Raw genomic sequence first — 15,513 nt, 5'->3', positions numbered from 1 at the left:
CCGGCTCCTCCGCGAGGACGGTGAGCAGGTCGAACTCGCCCGGCGTGCAGTCGACGTGGCGTCCGTCGACCGTCACCTCGTGCCGCAGCGGATCGACGACGAGGCCGCCGACGCGCAGGATCCGCCGGTCGGTGCCGGGCAGCGGCGGGTGGATGCCTCCCGCGCGGCGCAGCAGCGTCCGGACCCGGGCCATCAGCTCGCGCGGGCTGTACGGCTTGGTGAGGTAGTCGTCGGCGCCCGTGTCGAGGCCCATGAGGAGGTCGTCCTCGGTGGAGCGCGCGGTCAGCATCAGGACGGGGAGGCGGGCCAGCTCGGCCGACCCGTTCCCGTCCCGGAGGAAACGGGTGACCGCGAGGCCGTCGGTGCCCGGCATCATCACGTCGAGGATCAACAGGTCCGGCAGCCGTCGCCGCACCTCGGCGAGAGCGGCGGACCCGTCGTGGACGACGGCGACCTCGTGACCCTCACGTTCCAGATAGCGGCGGACCAGCTCGGCCTGCTTCTCGTCGTCCTCCGCGACCAGGACAAAAGCGCACATGGCGTTGAGGATAGGCACGGCGTGTCCGGTTCCGGTAAGGCAAATGGGATCGGGACGACGGCCTGACAGGATCCTCACAAGTGGCTGTGAGGCTGGGCCGGGCCCTACCGCCCGCCCGACGAGAGCTCCCCGTTCGTCCAGGCGTAGGCCGTGTTCCCCCGGACCGCGACCCGGTACTGATAGCGGTCCCCGCACTCCACGCGGGCGTCGCGCGGGGTGCGGTCCAGCCACCACGGCGCATCGAGCCGCGGCTCACCGACCCGGACCCGCGCCTCGCCCCGGGACGCCTCCGCCCCCTGGGACGCCTCGCCGCCCGGCCCGGTCCCGCCCACCGTGAAGCGGATCAGCTTGGCCGCCCCGTCCGTCTTCACCTTCACCTTGATGTTCTTGGCGTCCTTCGGGATCCACGCGGGCAGCACGAAGCTCCGGTCACCCTTCCCGGCCCCGGCCCCGGGCGTCGGGGCGTCTGCCACAGTCGCGAAGGACTTCGTCTTCTCCTTGAAGACGTGCTCGCTCACCGCGTCCGGCATCAGCGCGCTGTCCTTGAACGCGGGCGCCGCGACGGCGACGGCGCCGAGGGCGGCGAGACATCCGGCCGCCGTGAGGACGACGACGCCGGCCTTCTTCTTGTTCACGGTCATGTGCGGGGGCATGCCACCAGTCTTCGGCCCCGCGCCCCCGATTTCGTACGGCCGGAGGACGAACCTCCGCCTCCACCGGAAGACAGAGGTCGTACCCGCCATCCCCCTCAAGGCGTACGAGCCTCTCAATATGCACGAAAAGGGCGTGCACCCAGTAACTCATTGCACGCGCTTCAACACGGCACTCCGCGCCTGGCCGGCCCGCCTCCCCTGAAGAGGGGAGTTTTTACCACCGACTTCCGCCCTCGCACCGCCCAATAATGAACGCGCAGTTCAGACGCGCGAGGGGGACGTCCATGACCACCAGCACCAGCACCAGCAAACCCAAGAGAGATACGGGGTACGCGACGAAGTCCTCCCCGTACTTCAGGCGTTCCCTCCTCCTCTGGGCCCTCTCCCTGAAGGCCTTCTGGATATCCCTCTGGATCGCCCACGCCCACGTCCTCTTCGCGGGCGGCCCGAACGCCAAGCTGCTGCCGGCCCCCATGAGGAGCGTACGAAGGCTCGCGGACCGGCAGCGCGCGCTGGCCGCGGAGTGGTCGGGCAGGGACTTTCCCGCGCCCTACCCCGACGCGCCCGGTGACGACGGCCGCGGCCGGGGCCTGGCCCTGCGTGCCCAGCTCGCCGGGAAGCAGGGGCAGGTGTGGCGCGACCGGCGCTGGGTCGGGCTCGACCCCTACCTCGGCGGGCTGATCGCGTTCGGGCCGCTCGCGCTCGCGCTCAGCGGGGTGTGGGGCCTGGTCACGGCGGCGTTCGGCGCGCAGCTCTCCCAGGAGTGGGACAGCATCTGGTACCTCTTCGTCCCGGTCCACGACTGGCCCACGGCCGCCCTCGCGGGCGTGCTCGGCGCCCTGCAGTTCCCGCTCGCGCTCCGCTGGGCCGCGCCGCGTGCCGTCCGGCTGCACGAGCGCTACCTCCGCGCGATGCTCGCCCCGAGCGAGAGCGAACTGCGCGCGGAGATGGCCGCGATGGCGCACCGCATCGACCACCTCACCACCACTCGCTCCGCCGCCGTCGACACGCAGATGGCGGAGATCCGCCGCATCGAACGCGACCTGCACGACGGCGCGCAGGTCCGCCTCGTGGCGATGGGCATGACGCTCGACGCCGCCGAGCACCTCCTGGAGTCGGACCCGAACGCCGTGCGCGCCCTGCTCGCCGAGGCCCGCGAGAACTCGACCAAGGCGCTCCAGGAGCTGCGCGACCTGGTCCGCGGCATCCATCCGCCGGTCCTCGCCGACCGCGGACTCGCGGACGCCGTACGGTCCTTGGCGCTGATCAGCCCTCTCACGACCGAGGTCGTCGCCGACCTGCCCGCGCGCCCCGAGCCGCCGGTGGAGTCGGCCGCGTACTTCGCGGTCTCGGAGATCCTGGCCAACGCGGCCAAGCACGCGGGGGCGGAGCGGGCCTGGATCGACATCCGCCACGAGAGCGACACCCCTGCCGAGACCTCGACCAGGACCTCGGCCAGGACCTCGGCCGAGACCCCGACCCACACCCCGACCGGCACCCTCCGCATCACCGTCACCGACGACGGCCACGGCGGCGCCGACGCGTCCCGCGGCTCCGGCCTGCGCGGCATCGAGCAGCGCCTGGCCACCTTCGACGGCGTCCTCGCCGTGAGCAGCCCGCCCGGCGGCCCGACCATGGTCACGCTGGAGGTGCCGTGCGCGTTGTCCTCGCCGAAGACCACTTCCTGCTGAGGGACGGTCTCAGCAGGCTCCTCACCGCCTTCGGACACGAGGTCGTCGCGGCGGTCGACAACGGCCCCGAACTCCTCACCGCGCTCACCGGGTTGCGGCCGGACGTCGCCGTCGTCGACGTCCGGCTGCCGCCCGGCTTCAGCGACGAGGGCCTGCGCGCCGCCGTGACGGCCCGCGCACGCGTGCCGGGGCTGCCGGTGCTGCTGCTCTCCCAGTACGTGGAGCCGCTGTACGCCCACGAGTTGCTGGCGACCGGTTCCGAGGGGGTCGGCTACGTACTGAAGGACCGGGTCTCGAACGGCGCGGCGTTCGTCTCCGCGATCGAGCGCGTCGCCGCGGGCGGCACGGCGATGGACCCCGAGGTGGTCTCCCAGCTCCTCGTCCGCAAGGGCCGCGACACCGCCATGGCGACGCTCACCGCGCGCGAGCGCGAGGTCCTGGAGTGCCTGGCGCAGGGGCGGTCCAACACGGGGATCGCGGAAGCGCTCTTCATCTCGGAGAAGGCCGTCGCCAAGCACATCGGCAACATCTTCCCCAAGCTGGGCCTGCCGCCCTCGGACACCGACAACCGCCGCGTCCTGGCGGTCCTGGCCTATCTGGACCGCTGAGGACGCCCCCGGGCGGGCCTGTCGGACGAGCCCACCAAGCGGGCCTACCAAGTGGGCCGCGCTCCCACCCCGCCGTCCACCACCAGGTCCGTCCCGGTGATCCAGGACGCCGCGTCCGAGGCGAGGAACACGCACGCGCTGCCGATGTCCTCCGGTCGGCCGAGCCGTCCGAGCGGTGCCGCCCGGCCCCACCGCGCCACGCCGTCGGGCCAGTCCTCGGCGAGGCCAGGGCGCTCGATGAGGCCGGGCGAGACGCTGTTGACGCGGATGCCGCGCGGGCCGTACTCCAGGGCGGCGGAGCGGGCGAACATGATCAGGGCCGCCTTGGAGGCGCTGTAGTGCGCGTGGCCGGGGGCGGGGTGCGAGCCCTCGATGGACGCGATGTGCGTGACCGTACCGCCGCCGTCCTGTCCTGCCATGACCCCGGCGGCGGCCTGCGTGCAGCAGAACGCACTCGTCACGTTCGCCTCGGACAGCTCGCGCCAGTCCGCGGCCGACATGCCGTCGAGCTCCTGAAGGGGCTGGATCCCGGCGTTGTTGACCAGCGCGTCGAGCCGCCCCCGCCAGGAGTGCGCCTCCTCGACGAGGCGGTGGCACTCCTCCTCCCGCGTCAGGTCCGCCGGTACGGCGACGGCGTCGCCGCCCGCCGCCACGATCCGCCCGACGAGCTGTTCGGCCCGCTCGCCGCCCCGCCGGTAGTGGACGACGACCGCGGCCCCCGCCTGCGCGAACCGCCAGGCGATCCCGGCCCCGATGCCCCCACTGGCCCCGGTCACCAGAGCGACCCGCCCGACCAGTCCGGGCAGCGCCTCGTCCCGCATGGAGACCACCTCACGCACCACTTCCGCCTCACTCACAGCTCGCTACCGTCCTCAGCCCTCATCGCCGTCACTCATCCGCAACGGCTCCCCCGCCCGGCACAACTCCCGGATGAGCCCGGCCCGCCCCGGATACCGTGCGCTCAACTCCGCCGCGTCCCCGCCCTCGTAATCCTCGGGCACGAAGCCGGGCGCCATCGTCGTCCCGAAGAGCGCCCAGCCGTGCGGCCCGCCGTCGGCGGGGACGCGTGCGCCCATCCACGTGCCCGCGGGGACGACCAGCTGTACGTGGCCTCCGGGGCCCAGTACGGCCGTGCGGTCGGCGCCGTCGGGGGCGAGGAGCAGCAGTTCCAGGGGATCGCCCCGGTAGAAGTGCCAGACCTCGTCGGTGGGCAGCCGGTGCAGGGCGGAGAAGTCGCCGGGGGCGGTGGTCAGGAGAACGACGATCGCCGAACCGGAGGGGCGTCCGTCCGCGCCCGGCGGCCCCACCCAGGTCCGCCGGAAGAGCCCGCCCTCCACCGGCAGCGGACGCAGCCCGTGCCGCGCGGCCACCTCTTCAGCTGTTTCGACTGTGTCGGCCATGATCGATCGCTCCCCGGCACGGGAGCGTCATAACCCCGGAGCTCGGCATTCCGCCGCGGAGAGCCGCGGAGGGCCGGGCCACGAGATGACTCGTGGCCCGGCCCTCCGGGTGTCGGTTCCGGTGCCGGTGCCGGTGTTACGTATCTACTCCGTCGGCGTCGCGTCGTACCCGAAGCGCGCCGCCGTCGCGACCAGACCCGGGTGGGCGAAGCGTTCCCGCAGGTCGCCCTCCCCGATCCACTCGCGCCACTCGCCCACCTGACCGCGCCGCATGATGCGGGCGTTCTTGGTGGTGTCGCCCTCACCCGCGGACGCCGCGTCCTCGCGGGCCCGCATCGCCTTGAAGGAGCTGCGCTCGGCCGCCTGCTCGACCACCTCGGGCGGCACCGCGAGCCCCAGGGCCGCGAGCATCGCCGTGATGGCTCCCACGGGGTGGGACTTGAGGTCCTCGAACCGCACGACGGCGAACTTCGAGAAGTCCGGCGACGCTTCGAGCCAGCTCCGGTAGAAGCGGGCCCAGCCGGGGATCGAGGGCTCCCCGTCCCCGAGCCTGACGCGGTCGAGGAAGTCGGGGTAGGTGAGCTTCCCGATCATGTCCGCGGCATCCGGTATCCAGGAGCCGCCGAAGGAGGAGAACCACTTGTACGACGAGTAGATGGTGTCGCGCGGGTCCCGCACCACCAGGATCGCGGTGTTCACCGAGGACTCCGCGAACACCTCGGGGTAGAAGTGCGTCTTGATGAACCGCTTGGCGACGGCCCCGCTCGCCGCCCGGTCCAGAGCCGCCTGGCTCTTCTCGGACGTGGCCGCCAGCCGCTGCCGGTAGTAGTCGAGACGGTCCTCCACCGACTTCGATGCGCCGTCGGCCTCCTCGGGCGACTCGACGTACGGGTCGAGATAGTCGAAGCCGAGCTCGAACACGATGTTGGCGACGAGCGCCTGCCCGGATCCCGGGTCACCGGCCACGACGATGTCGTGCTCGCCCAGCAGGCGCGCACTGCGCCGGGCCAGTTCGTCCGGACGCAGTTCCCGGGCGGAGTCCTCGGTCATGTCAGAAGTCCTGTCTCTCCCCCGCGGCCGCGGGCGTCGGTGCGGTGGTGGGTCACTTCTTGGCGCGCGCCGCGACCGCCCTGGTCAGGTAGGTGACCTCAAGCTTCTCCGCGTCCGCGAGGCGCTCGCGGATGTAGTCGAGGAACTGCTCGAACTTGTCGACGCCGAGCTGCACCCGCACGTCGTTCACCGACTGCCACAGGCCGATGTAGTGGTCGATGCTCTGCTCGACGGAGTGCCGCCCCTCCAGCACGACGACGTCGTCGAAGCGCGGGCTGGCGTTGAACTTGTCGGAGAGCTCCTTGACCATCTGCGGGTGCGCCGAGGTGATCCGCTTGCGCTCGCCCATCAGCCGCTTGAGCTCGTTCTCGATGTCCACGAGCACCGGGTTGACCTCGATCAGCCGCGGGTTGTAGAGCGCGACGAACCAGCCCCCGGGGCGCAGGACCCGGCAGAATTCGGCGGTGCCCACCTCGAAGTCCACCCAGTGGAAGGACGACGCCATGCTGATGAGGTCGGCCGACTCGTCCTCGAGTCCGGTCTCCTCGCCCTTGCCCGCACGCCAGGAGATCGAGTAGCCCTCGGAGTCCGAGATGCCCTCGGCGCGCATGTTGTCGTTCGGCTCGACCGCGGTGACCGAGCGGAATCCGCCGTCCGCAACGATGCGGGTCCACAGGCCCGTGCCGGCGCCGACGTCAACGGCGTCGAGCTCGGCGGCCGGCCGGCCCACGAGGCCGATCAGCGCGTCCCGCACCGAAGTCGCGTAACCCTCGCGGTACTTCGAGTAGTCCTTCGCCAGGTCGGTGAAGTCCCCGTGCTTGAGCTTGGTCGAAGTCGTCTTGGTCGAAGTCGTCATGCGAGGCACAGCTCCTTATATGTTTGCTGAAACGCTGAATTGGTGATTCTGAAAGCCAATGCGTGCCTCGTGCCTCACGCCACTGCGGACGGCAAACGCTGCTCGTGCGCGAGTCGAATCATGGTGGCCGCGGCCTTCGGGTCGACGTCCCCGTAGTTGGTGACGACGAGATCGGGATCGGTCGGGAACTCGGCGGACTGCCCGATTCCGACCACGTCCTTGTCTTCGTTCTCGCTGTAGATGCCCTTGCTGTCCCGTCGCTTGAGTTCTTCGACGGGTACGTCGAGCAGTACCTCGAAGTAGTCGGGCTGGTTCTCCCGGTTGTGGCGCTGCACCTCGTGGAAGAGCGAGATGGTCGCGACGACCACGAGATGTCCCTGTTCCGCGAGCAGTTGGGACAGTCGCGCATAGGTCATGGATGTCCTTATCCGGCTTTCGCGGTCGAAACCGGAGGTCATCATGCCCAATGCGGTCCGCACTTCGTTGCCGTCCAGCAGAATCGGCTGCCTGCCGCGCTGGAGCAGCTGGCGGACCAGTTCGCGGGCGACCGTCGTCTTGCCGGCCTCGGCAAGCCCGGTCACCCAGATGACCGCGCCGCCGGAATCGGCGCCTCCAACTCCCGTGGTTCCCATGGATGGCTCCCCTCAGTGGACGTACGGTGGCCCGCTCGGCGCGGCCGAACTCTTCACAGCAGGACTGCGCTGCTGTAAAATTCCTCAGAAAATTTTGGCACGCAATTTCAGCATGCATTACTCGGAAAAACTCGAGTATCCCCGTTAAAAAGGCCGCTGCCTGGCCGTTGAATGGTCGCCCTTTCCAGCGTTCCACTCGGTCGAGCGGACACTGATCGAGCGACCCCGTCAGTATTGTCCCGGCGTTTACCGGGCGTCCAATATCTGTTCGTACTGAAGCCTAGATCGGTCAGTTATGGAGATACGCCAACTCGAGTACTTCGTCGCTGTCGTCGAGGACGGCAACTTCACCAGAGCGGCGGCCAGGGTCCATGTGACACAACCGGGAGTGAGCGCGCAGATCCGCCGGCTCGAACGGGAACTCGGGTACGAACTCCTCGACAGATCCGGACGGACGGTGAGACCCACCGCCGTCGGCGAGGCCCTGCTGCCCTACGCCAAAGCCGCGTTGGCCGCGATACACAACGCGCGACTCGCGGTCGACCAGGTGGCGGGGCTGCTGCGGGGGCAGGTCAACGTGGGCATGGTGACGGTGGTGGCGTCGCTCGACGTGCCCGGCATGCTCGCGGAGTTCCAGGCGGAGCACCCCACCGTGGAGGTGGCGCTGCGCCAGGGCAGCACCGACGACCTGGTCGACGCGCTGAAGGACGGCGAACTCGACATGGCCTTCCTCGGCATGGCCGTCGAGCCCCCGTCCTTCCTGCGCACGGAGGTCATCCTCGCCGACCCGCTCGTCGCGGTGCTGCGCGCGGACGACGAGCTCGCGGAGCGCGATGCGCTGCTGCTCAAGGAGTTGGCGTCGCGTCAGCTGATCTCGCTGCCGAGCGACAGCGGCACCCGGCGACAGCTCGACGTCTCCCTCGCCACGGCGGGCATCGAGGCGCCCATCGCCTTCGCGGCCAGCGATCCGCAGGTCCTGGTGGACATGGCCGCCCGCGGTTTCGGCGTGGCGATCCTGCCGCGGGGCGCGGTGCGGTCAGCGGGCGCCGAGCTGCGTCTCGTCCCGTTCCGCGACCCGGACATGCACGGGCGGCTGTATCTGGCGTGGCCCGACGACCGGACGATCGATCCGGCGGCGCAGGCGGTCATCCAGCACGCGCTCCACCGCATTCAGGAACGTAACGCCCCCGCGGAGAGCGGTCGTCGGGGAACCGTCACTTGACGGTCTGCGGCTCGCCCGCCTCGACACCGGCGTCCTGCGGCGGCGGCTTGGCGGCCAGGAAGTCCTTGGCGCGGATCAGGAAGAAGGCGAACACCGCACCGGCCAGGGCCAGCACACCGGTGATGATCAGCAGGTCGTTGAGCGCCTCCGCGTAACCGGAGTGCAGGGCGGTGGCGACCTTCTCCCGCAGCGGCGCGGGCACCTTCTCGTCGAGCCCCGACACATTGCCGTGCTCGACGGCGGCCGCGATGCCCGGGGCGCTGCTCGCCAGCTCCGGGATGCCCGACAGGTTCCGCATGACGTCGTCGTGGAGCGAGGCCGTGAAGACCGAGCCGAGGATCGGGATGCTGGCGGCCATGCCGACCTGCCGGAAGGTGATGTTGATGCCCGACGCGGTGCCCGACCGGTCGGGCGTGACCACGCCGACGGCGGTGGAGGCGAGCGGCGGGTTGACGACGCCGCTGCCGATACCGGCCACCACGAAGCCGGGGATGAGGTGGGTCCAGCTGCTCGACGCGTCGTTCCCCGACATGAGCAGCAGGCCGATGCCGACGAGCAGCAGACCGGGGCCGATCAGCCACTTCACCGGCAGCTTACTGCTCAGCCGTCCCGCGACGGTCGATGCCACCAGGGCGCACACGCTGATCACCAGCAGGCGCACGCTGGACTCGAGAACGGAGTAGCCCAGCCCGTTCTGCAGGTACAGCACCAGATAGAGGAGCATCGCGAACAGCGAGCCGTTCATGGTGAACGCGGCGATGGAGCCGCCCACGAACGTCGGGGTGCGGAAGAGCGAAAGGTCGAACAGGGGCTCCGCCGAGCGGAGTTCCACGATCAGGAAGGTGATCAGGAGGAGGGCGGCCGCACCCAGCCACAGCACGACGTCGGTGTTGCCCCACTCGGTCTCACCGGCCCGGATCAGCCCGTAGATCAGCGCGACCAGACCGCCGGTGAACAGGACGAAGCCCGGCCAGTCCAGCTTGAGCCTGCCCCGCGCCTGCGACTCGTCGACCTTCCACAGCGTCACCAGGATGGCGAGGATGCCGAGGGGCACGTTGATGAGGAAGATGCCGCGCCAGCTGATGTTGGCCGCGATCAACCCGCCGAAGACGGGCCCGAGTCCGGAGGCCAGGCCCGTCACCGCGCCCCAGACGCCGAAGGCGACGCCGCGCTCCTTACCGGTGAAGGTCCGGGCGAGCAGCGCCAGCGACGTGGCGTACATGACGGATCCGCCGATGCCCTGTGCGGCACGCGAGAGGATCAGCATGAGAGGTGAGGAGGCGACGCCGCAGAGCAGCGAGCTGACGGTGAAGACCGCGAGGCCCACCAGGAACAGCTTGCGGTAGCCGAAGCGGTCGGCCAGCGAACCGCCGACCAGCAGCATCGCCGCGAGGGTCAGCGAGTAGGCGTCGACCACCCACTGCGCGTCGGCGAAGCTGCTGTCGAGTCCGCTCTGGATCTGCGGCAGGACGACCGTGACGATGGTGGCGTCCAGCAGGAGCATGAAGGTCGACGCACAGACGACCACCAACGTCCACCATCGCTTGGCCATGACTGATCTCCCCCTGCGCCGGACTACTTGGGCTGGATGAACTCGGGCTGGTCGAGAATGCGCAGCCACGAGCCGTCGGGCTGACGGCGCACGACCTGGGCGCGCGCACCCGTGCCGTCCTTCGGCGGGGTGGACGTGAGCGCGATGTCACCGTTGATCAGAGTCGGAAGGGGCTCCTCCGGCTCGAACTTGGGGTTGCGCGTCATCGCCATCTCCCACAGCTTGCGGATGGCCTCACGCCCCTGAGTGATCTGGCCGGGCGGGAAGGCGACGACCGCGTCCTCCGCGTAGAGCTCCGCCACGCCGGTGGCGTCGCCCTTGTTGGCGCGCTCGACGAACAGACGCGTGATGTCTTCCGGCTTGTACGCCTTCTCATATTCGGACACAGGGGGCCTCTCGTTCAGAGCTGATTTCCAGCACCAACAAGCTTGGCCGCGGGGATCTGGCAAGTCCAACTCCCCTTACTTCTGGCTACCAGAAGCAATGGATCTGGTTCGCGGGACCGGGACGACCATCGGGAGGCTGGGAGCACCGGGAGTGCTGGAAGCACCGGGAGCACTCGGAGTGCTGGGAGTACTGGGTGGGGACTGAGGAATTCCTCAGTCGCCACCTCGGCGTCCGGGCCGAACGCCCCGTACGCTCACTGGCTTCCTCGCTCCCTCTCCCTACCCTCCCCTCCCTCTCCCCTCCCAGCCCTCTCACACCGAAGACGGAGGCACCCATGTTCAGTCACGCACCGCACACGATCAGTCACGTCTCGCGAGTGCTGCCATGAGGGTCGACGTCGCCTGGTGGCACCTGGACGGCACGCCGCAGACCATCGAGTCCATGCGCGAGCACCTGCGCGACCACACGCTCGACCGCTGGACCCAGGTGCCCGGTCTGCGACTGAAGATCTACTTCGCGGACCAGGAGCAGAACCGGTGGGGCGCGGTGATGCTCTGGGAGACGGACGAGCGGCCGCCGCTGGACGAGCTGCCCCCGAACGCCGCCCTCGCGCTGATCGGGCGCCCCCCGGACATCCGCGCCACCTTCCAGGCGGAAGGCACGGTCGAGGGACTGCACGACCTGGCCTCGCTGCAGGCCCTGGGCCCCGCGTTCGCCGGGACGGCTCTCACCGGAACGTCCGTGGCGGTGTTGACACCCCCGAACGGTCCCGGATCCAATGCCACGGTTCTTTCAAGAGAGAAATTGGGCGAAAAGCCGGGAAGGACGAAGACAACATGACGTCGAATACCTCGTCGAGTACGTCGAATACCTGGGACATCCTCGACCTGCCGCCCGGCGTACGGCCCGACCCGGACGAATACATCAGGGCCGCGATGGACTGGCACTTCGGCCCCGACACCGGCTCCCCCTACTGGCTGGAACGCGCGAAGTCCCTGGACTTCGACCCGCGGACCGACATCTCCTCGGTGGCCGACCTCGTACGTTTCCCCAATGTCGCCGCCGAACTGCGCACCGTCCGCGCCGAGGACCTGATCCCACGCGGGTACGGCGAAAAGCCGGACGTACGCGGGGTGTTCGAGAGCGGCGGCACCACCGGCGCCCCCAAGCGGGTCGTCCTGCACGGCGACTGGCGCCGTCGGCTGCTCCACTGGACCAGTGAGCAACTGGACGCCCACGGCTTCCCCCGGGGCACAAACTGGCTGGGAATCGTTCCCAGCGGCCCGCACATCGTCGGTGAGTTCTTCCGGGGGTCGGCAACCACGCACGGCACCCACGGATTCACCATCGACCTCGACCCGCGCTGGGTGAAGCGCCTGATATCCGAGGGCCGCGGCAGCGAGGCCGACGACTACGCCGAGCACGTCGTCGACCAGGCCGCGGAGGTCCTGCGCTCCCAGGACATCGGCATCCTCACCGTCACCCCGCCGATCCTGGACCGGATCGCACGCCGCGACGAACTCGTGGAGCTCATCAACGAGAAGGTCAGGGCGATTCGTTGGGGCGGCACACAGCTCGACCCCGACTCCCGCCAGGTGTACCGGACGGAGATCTTCCCCGACACCGTCTTCTCCGGGAACTACGGCAGCACGATGATCCTCGGCTTCGCCGGGGAACGTCCCGGCCTGGGCGACGACGAACCCTGTGTCTTCGACACGCTGAGCCCGTACGTCACCTTCTCGGTCGTCGACCCGGAGACGCTCCGTCCGGTCGCGTACGGGGAGCGCGGCCGGGTCGTGGCCAGCCACGTCAGCAAGTCGTTCCTGCTCCCCAACAACCTCGAACGCGACCTCGCGACGCGGGTCGAGCCGCTCGACGGCGGCCCCGGCGACTCCGTGGCCGACATCGCGCCCGTGGGCAGGTTCGAGAACGAGGACGTGGTGGAGGGCGTGTACTGATGACACCCACCCCGACGACGCCCTCTCCGGTGGCGGCCACCCCGGCGACACCTACCTCGGCGACACCCGCCCAGGACCGCACGGCCGCCGACGAGCCCGTGCAGCTCGACGCGCTCGGTCCGCGCGGCGAGTTCCGCGCCAGGAACCGCCAAGTGGTCACGGACGTGACCGGCCGCCCCGCCGCCGAACTGAGCCTCGTACCACCGCCGTTCGTCAGCCGCACCCTCTCGGCGCTCCGCCGCGCCGAGTCCGCACCGGCCGACGAGCGGGTACGCCGGATCGCCGCCGCGGCCGACCTTTTCGCCACCGGCACCGTCGCCGGGCTGGGCGTGGCGGAGTACCGCCTCCTGGTCAGCCGCGTCGGCGGCGTCCCGCTCACGGAGGTCACCTCGGCCGTCGACCGGATCGCGGAACGGCTCCGGGACATCGCGACCGGCATCGCCCAGGCCCGCCCCGCCGGCGCGGTCACCGACTGGCGGGACCCGCTGGCCCGCGCCGGCCGGGCCGTCCACACGCGGCGCGGCGACGTCTTCACCGTGCACGCGGCGGGCAACCACCCCGGCACCCACAGCCTGTGGCCCGAGGCGCTCGCGCTGGGCTTCCGCGTCGCGGTCCGGCCCTCCCGCCGCGAGCCGTTCACCCCGCACCGACTCGTCTCCGCGCTGCGCCTCGCGGGGTTCGGGAACGACGAGATCACGCTGCTGCCCACGGACCACGCGGGCGCGGACGCCGTGCTGCGGGGCGCCGACCTGGGCCTGGTGTACGGCGGCGAGGACGTGGTCCGCAAGTACGGCGCGGACCCGACCGTCCTGCTCCAGGGCCCTGGCCGCTCCAAGGTCCTGCTGACGGCGGACGTGGACTGGCGCGACCACCTCGACACCATCGTGGACTCCGTCGCGGGGCGCGGCGGTACGGGCTGCGTGAACACCACGGCGGTCCTGGTGGAGGGCGACCCGACGCCGCTGTGCGAGGCGCTCGCCGAACGGTTCTCGGCGCTGCCCAGCCTCCCGCCGGACCACCCGGAGGCCGTACTGCCCGTACAACCGGCTGCCGGTGCGCGGGCTCTCGCCGAGTACGTGGGGCGCCGTGCGGCGGGGGCCCGGCCCTGGCTGGGCGCGGACACGGTCGCCGACGAGCTGGGTGACGGCAGCGCGGTCCTGCGACCGGCCGTCCACCAGCTCGACCGCGCCGACGCCCCTCAGCTCGGCGCCGAACTCCCCTTCCCCTGCGTATGGGTGGCGCCCTGGCGCCCGGCGGACGGGATGGCTCCGCTGCGCGACAGCCTGGTGCTCACCGCGCTGACGCACCAGGAACCGCTGCTGGACGCGCTCCTGGCGGAACCGTCCATCGCCAACCTGTACGTCGGCGACCACCCGACCCACTGGATGCGGCCCGGGCTGCCGCACGACGGGTACCTCTCCGATTTCCTGATGCGCACGAAGACGGTCGTACGCGACTGAGGCGACGCCTGCCGCCTCCGGCCGTCACCGCTGTGCGGCGCGGCTGTCCACTTCCTGGGCGACGTTGAGCCAGACCTCTCCGCAGGCGCGCGCCACGCTCGCCACCATGTCGACGCAGTGGGCGGGAACGCTCTCGATGAGCCGGTTCCACTCGTCCGGGGGCAGGGTGGCCGCGTCGAGGAGCCGCAGCAGCAGACGGCCGGAGTCGGTGAAGCGGATGGAGGGGTCCCGCTTCAGGATCGGGATGAGGTCGGCGGCGGTGCTCACGTCCGCGTCCGCGGACGTCACCCGTGCCGAAACGGTCGCTGCGGGCACCGCGGAATCGGACGCGACCCGAGCCGACACGGCCACGGTCGCCGTCGCCCCCGCGGCGGCGGCAACAGCCGTGAGATCAGGCGCACCCTCCTGCATCCGCTGCACCTGCTGCACCTGCTGCACCTGCTGCGAAGAGGCGGACCGCGGCCTGCCCACCCCCGGCTCGAGCTCGCCCTCCGCCAACTTCCTGCGTACGTCACGGGCGGTGGACCGGGAGACTCCGGCGGCCCCGGCGATCTGCCGCAGCGTGGCGTCGGGGTGGGTCCGGATGAACTCGCCGGTGGCGGCCCGTGCGCTGCTGCTGTCGACCGGCCGCGTCCGGCCGTCGCGGCCGATCCGCACCGGCGCGGCGGGCAGGTCGTCGCCGAGCCGGCGCCGGATGCTCCCGACCGTCTTGGGCGAGAGCCCGGCGAACGAGGCGATCATGCGGTCCGACCACTGCGGGTGGGAGTGGATGATGCGCGTGGCCGCGGCGTTGCGGTCGGCCCGTGTCAGGGGCAGCCCGTGGGTGGTGTTGGCCTGAACGGCCACGATGAACACGTCCGACTCATAGCCGTCGAGGAACCGGACGGCGATCTCCCGCTCACCGCGCAGCACGGTCGCCCGCAGGCGGTGCATGCCGTCGATGACGCGCATCGTCGGCCGGTGGACGAGGATCGGCGGCAGATCGGATCCGGCCTCGGCGAGGACCCGGATGTGGTCGACGTTCTCACCGACAAGGCGCGGTGAGTCGGCCGACCACAAGAGGTCGACGGCTATCCGTTCGACCGGCAGAGAATGCGGCCGTATTTCCCAGGGCTTCTTTTCGGCTTCCGCCGCATCGACCGCATCCACCGCTTCCGCGGCTTCCCATACTTCCGTCGACTCGCTCGCATACATGAACCCGTCGCCCCCTGTTCAGAGTTCGCCTGTCTGCATCGACACGCAACCGTCGCCCCCGCGAAGCGGAATCAATAATTCCCCACCGACTCACACAGAACACGCTTCATAAAATGCGCGGAATGGACGCCACGCAGGCCGGAAACGGAACTCATGACAACGCCGGAGCCTGGAATAGTTGTTTACTTAAATTACCGTCCAGGTACCCCGCGAGGCCACCGTGACAGCAATCACGCCCGCCACACTCGCACATGTTCAAGCCAAATTCCCCAAGTAGCTTGACGGCTGCCCTCCCACTCACTCCCCCAACCC

At 70.3% G+C, this 15,513-nt stretch carries 16 protein-coding genes; 6 read left to right on the top strand and 10 right to left on the bottom strand.

Annotated features, from left to right (window positions below; genetic code table 11):
- Window positions 1-538 (bottom strand): response regulator transcription factor (locus AOK03_RS05025; RefSeq protein ID WP_055563933.1); only part of this gene is annotated, 538 nt, incomplete at its 3' end.
- Between the two features lie 104 nt (window positions 539-642).
- On the bottom strand, window positions 643-1,191 hold the full coding sequence (locus AOK03_RS05020; RefSeq protein ID WP_055563932.1) for a hypothetical protein: 549 nt from the start codon (window positions 1,189-1,191) through the stop codon (window positions 643-645).
- A 284-nt stretch (window positions 1,192-1,475) separates the two neighbouring features.
- Between AOK03_RS05020 and AOK03_RS05015 the strand changes: the two genes are divergently transcribed.
- Together AOK03_RS05015 and AOK03_RS05010 are read left to right on the top strand one after the other, a co-directional pair.
- The gene (locus tag AOK03_RS05015) at window positions 1,476-2,882 is read left to right on the top strand and encodes a sensor histidine kinase (protein ID WP_055563931.1); all 1,407 of its coding nucleotides are present in this window, start codon (window positions 1,476-1,478) and stop codon (window positions 2,880-2,882) included.
- Window positions 2,846-3,490 carry a LuxR C-terminal-related transcriptional regulator gene (locus AOK03_RS05010; RefSeq protein WP_055563930.1) on the top strand — a complete coding sequence of 215 codons (645 nt, stop codon included), beginning with the start codon at window positions 2,846-2,848 and terminating at the stop codon, window positions 3,488-3,490. The genes AOK03_RS05015 and AOK03_RS05010 overlap by 37 nt, the downstream gene beginning before the upstream one ends.
- A 44-nt stretch (window positions 3,491-3,534) precedes the next feature.
- Here the strand turns inward: AOK03_RS05010 and AOK03_RS05005 are convergent, their stop codons facing one another.
- The 5 genes from AOK03_RS05005 to AOK03_RS04985 all read right to left on the bottom strand — a co-directional run bounded on the left by AOK03_RS05005 (window position 3,535) and on the right by AOK03_RS04985 (window position 7,428).
- The gene (locus tag AOK03_RS05005; RefSeq protein WP_055563935.1) at window positions 3,535-4,311 is read right to left on the bottom strand and encodes an SDR family NAD(P)-dependent oxidoreductase; all 777 of its coding nucleotides are present in this window, start codon (window positions 4,309-4,311) and stop codon (window positions 3,535-3,537) included.
- Window positions 4,312-4,362: 51 nt separating this feature from the next.
- Window positions 4,363-4,890, bottom strand: coding sequence for a cupin domain-containing protein (locus tag AOK03_RS05000; RefSeq protein ID WP_055563929.1), 528 nt, complete (start codon window positions 4,888-4,890; stop codon window positions 4,363-4,365).
- Window positions 4,891-5,034: 144 nt separating this feature from the next.
- A complete protein-coding gene (locus AOK03_RS04995; RefSeq protein ID WP_055563928.1) occupies window positions 5,035-5,940 on the bottom strand; it encodes a sulfotransferase domain-containing protein in 906 nt (301 codons plus the stop codon).
- 52 nt (window positions 5,941-5,992) lie between these two features.
- Window positions 5,993-6,796 carry a class I SAM-dependent methyltransferase gene (locus AOK03_RS04990; RefSeq protein ID WP_055563927.1) on the bottom strand — a complete coding sequence of 268 codons (804 nt, stop codon included), beginning with the start codon at window positions 6,794-6,796 and terminating at the stop codon, window positions 5,993-5,995.
- Window positions 6,797-6,870: 74 nt separating this feature from the next.
- Complete coding sequence (locus AOK03_RS04985) at window positions 6,871-7,428, bottom strand: adenylyl-sulfate kinase (RefSeq protein ID WP_055563926.1); 558 nt, start codon at window positions 7,426-7,428, stop codon at window positions 6,871-6,873.
- A 295-nt stretch (window positions 7,429-7,723) separates the two neighbouring features.
- Between AOK03_RS04985 and AOK03_RS04980 the strand changes: the two genes are divergently transcribed.
- On the top strand, window positions 7,724-8,650 hold the full coding sequence (locus tag AOK03_RS04980; RefSeq protein ID WP_063792422.1) for a LysR family transcriptional regulator: 927 nt from the start codon (window positions 7,724-7,726) through the stop codon (window positions 8,648-8,650).
- Here AOK03_RS04980 and AOK03_RS04975 read toward each other — a convergent pair.
- On the bottom strand, window positions 8,643-10,202 hold the full coding sequence (locus AOK03_RS04975; RefSeq protein ID WP_055563925.1) for an MFS transporter: 1,560 nt from the start codon (window positions 10,200-10,202) through the stop codon (window positions 8,643-8,645). The two genes, AOK03_RS04980 and AOK03_RS04975, sit on opposite strands and share 8 nt — an antisense overlap.
- A 23-nt stretch (window positions 10,203-10,225) precedes the next feature.
- Entirely contained in the window at window positions 10,226-10,588 is a 363-nt protein-coding gene (locus AOK03_RS04970; protein WP_055563924.1) for a YybH family protein, read from the bottom strand.
- A 385-nt stretch (window positions 10,589-10,973) separates the two neighbouring features.
- On the opposite strand from AOK03_RS04970, the gene AOK03_RS43390 reads away from it, so the two are divergent.
- The 3 genes from AOK03_RS43390 to AOK03_RS04955 are packed head-to-tail and all read left to right on the top strand — an operon-like array spanning window position 10,974 to window position 14,007.
- A complete protein-coding gene (locus AOK03_RS43390) occupies window positions 10,974-11,429 on the top strand; it encodes a hypothetical protein (RefSeq protein WP_063792421.1) in 456 nt (151 codons plus the stop codon).
- Window positions 11,426-12,547, top strand: coding sequence for an acyl-CoA synthetase family protein (locus AOK03_RS04960; protein ID WP_055563923.1), 1,122 nt, complete (start codon window positions 11,426-11,428; stop codon window positions 12,545-12,547). Before AOK03_RS43390 ends, AOK03_RS04960 begins: the two co-directional genes overlap by 4 nt.
- Window positions 12,547-14,007, top strand: coding sequence for an aldehyde dehydrogenase family protein (locus AOK03_RS04955; protein WP_107097922.1), 1,461 nt, complete (start codon window positions 12,547-12,549; stop codon window positions 14,005-14,007). Before AOK03_RS04960 ends, AOK03_RS04955 begins: the two co-directional genes overlap by 1 nt.
- Before the next feature lie 24 nt (window positions 14,008-14,031).
- Here the strand turns inward: AOK03_RS04955 and AOK03_RS43385 are convergent, their stop codons facing one another.
- Window positions 14,032-15,201 (bottom strand): ParB/RepB/Spo0J family partition protein, encoded by a 1,170-nt coding sequence (locus tag AOK03_RS43385; RefSeq protein WP_079074490.1) that lies wholly within the window; start codon window positions 15,199-15,201, stop codon window positions 14,032-14,034.
- Window positions 15,202-15,513 lie beyond the last annotated feature (312 nt).

Source organism: Streptomyces atriruber (assembly GCF_001418325.1).
Lineage (GTDB): Bacteria > Actinomycetota > Actinomycetes > Streptomycetales > Streptomycetaceae > Streptomyces > Streptomyces atriruber.
The sequence above is the reverse complement of the archived record's forward strand: the minus strand, read 5'-3'. Positions and strand labels throughout refer to the sequence as shown.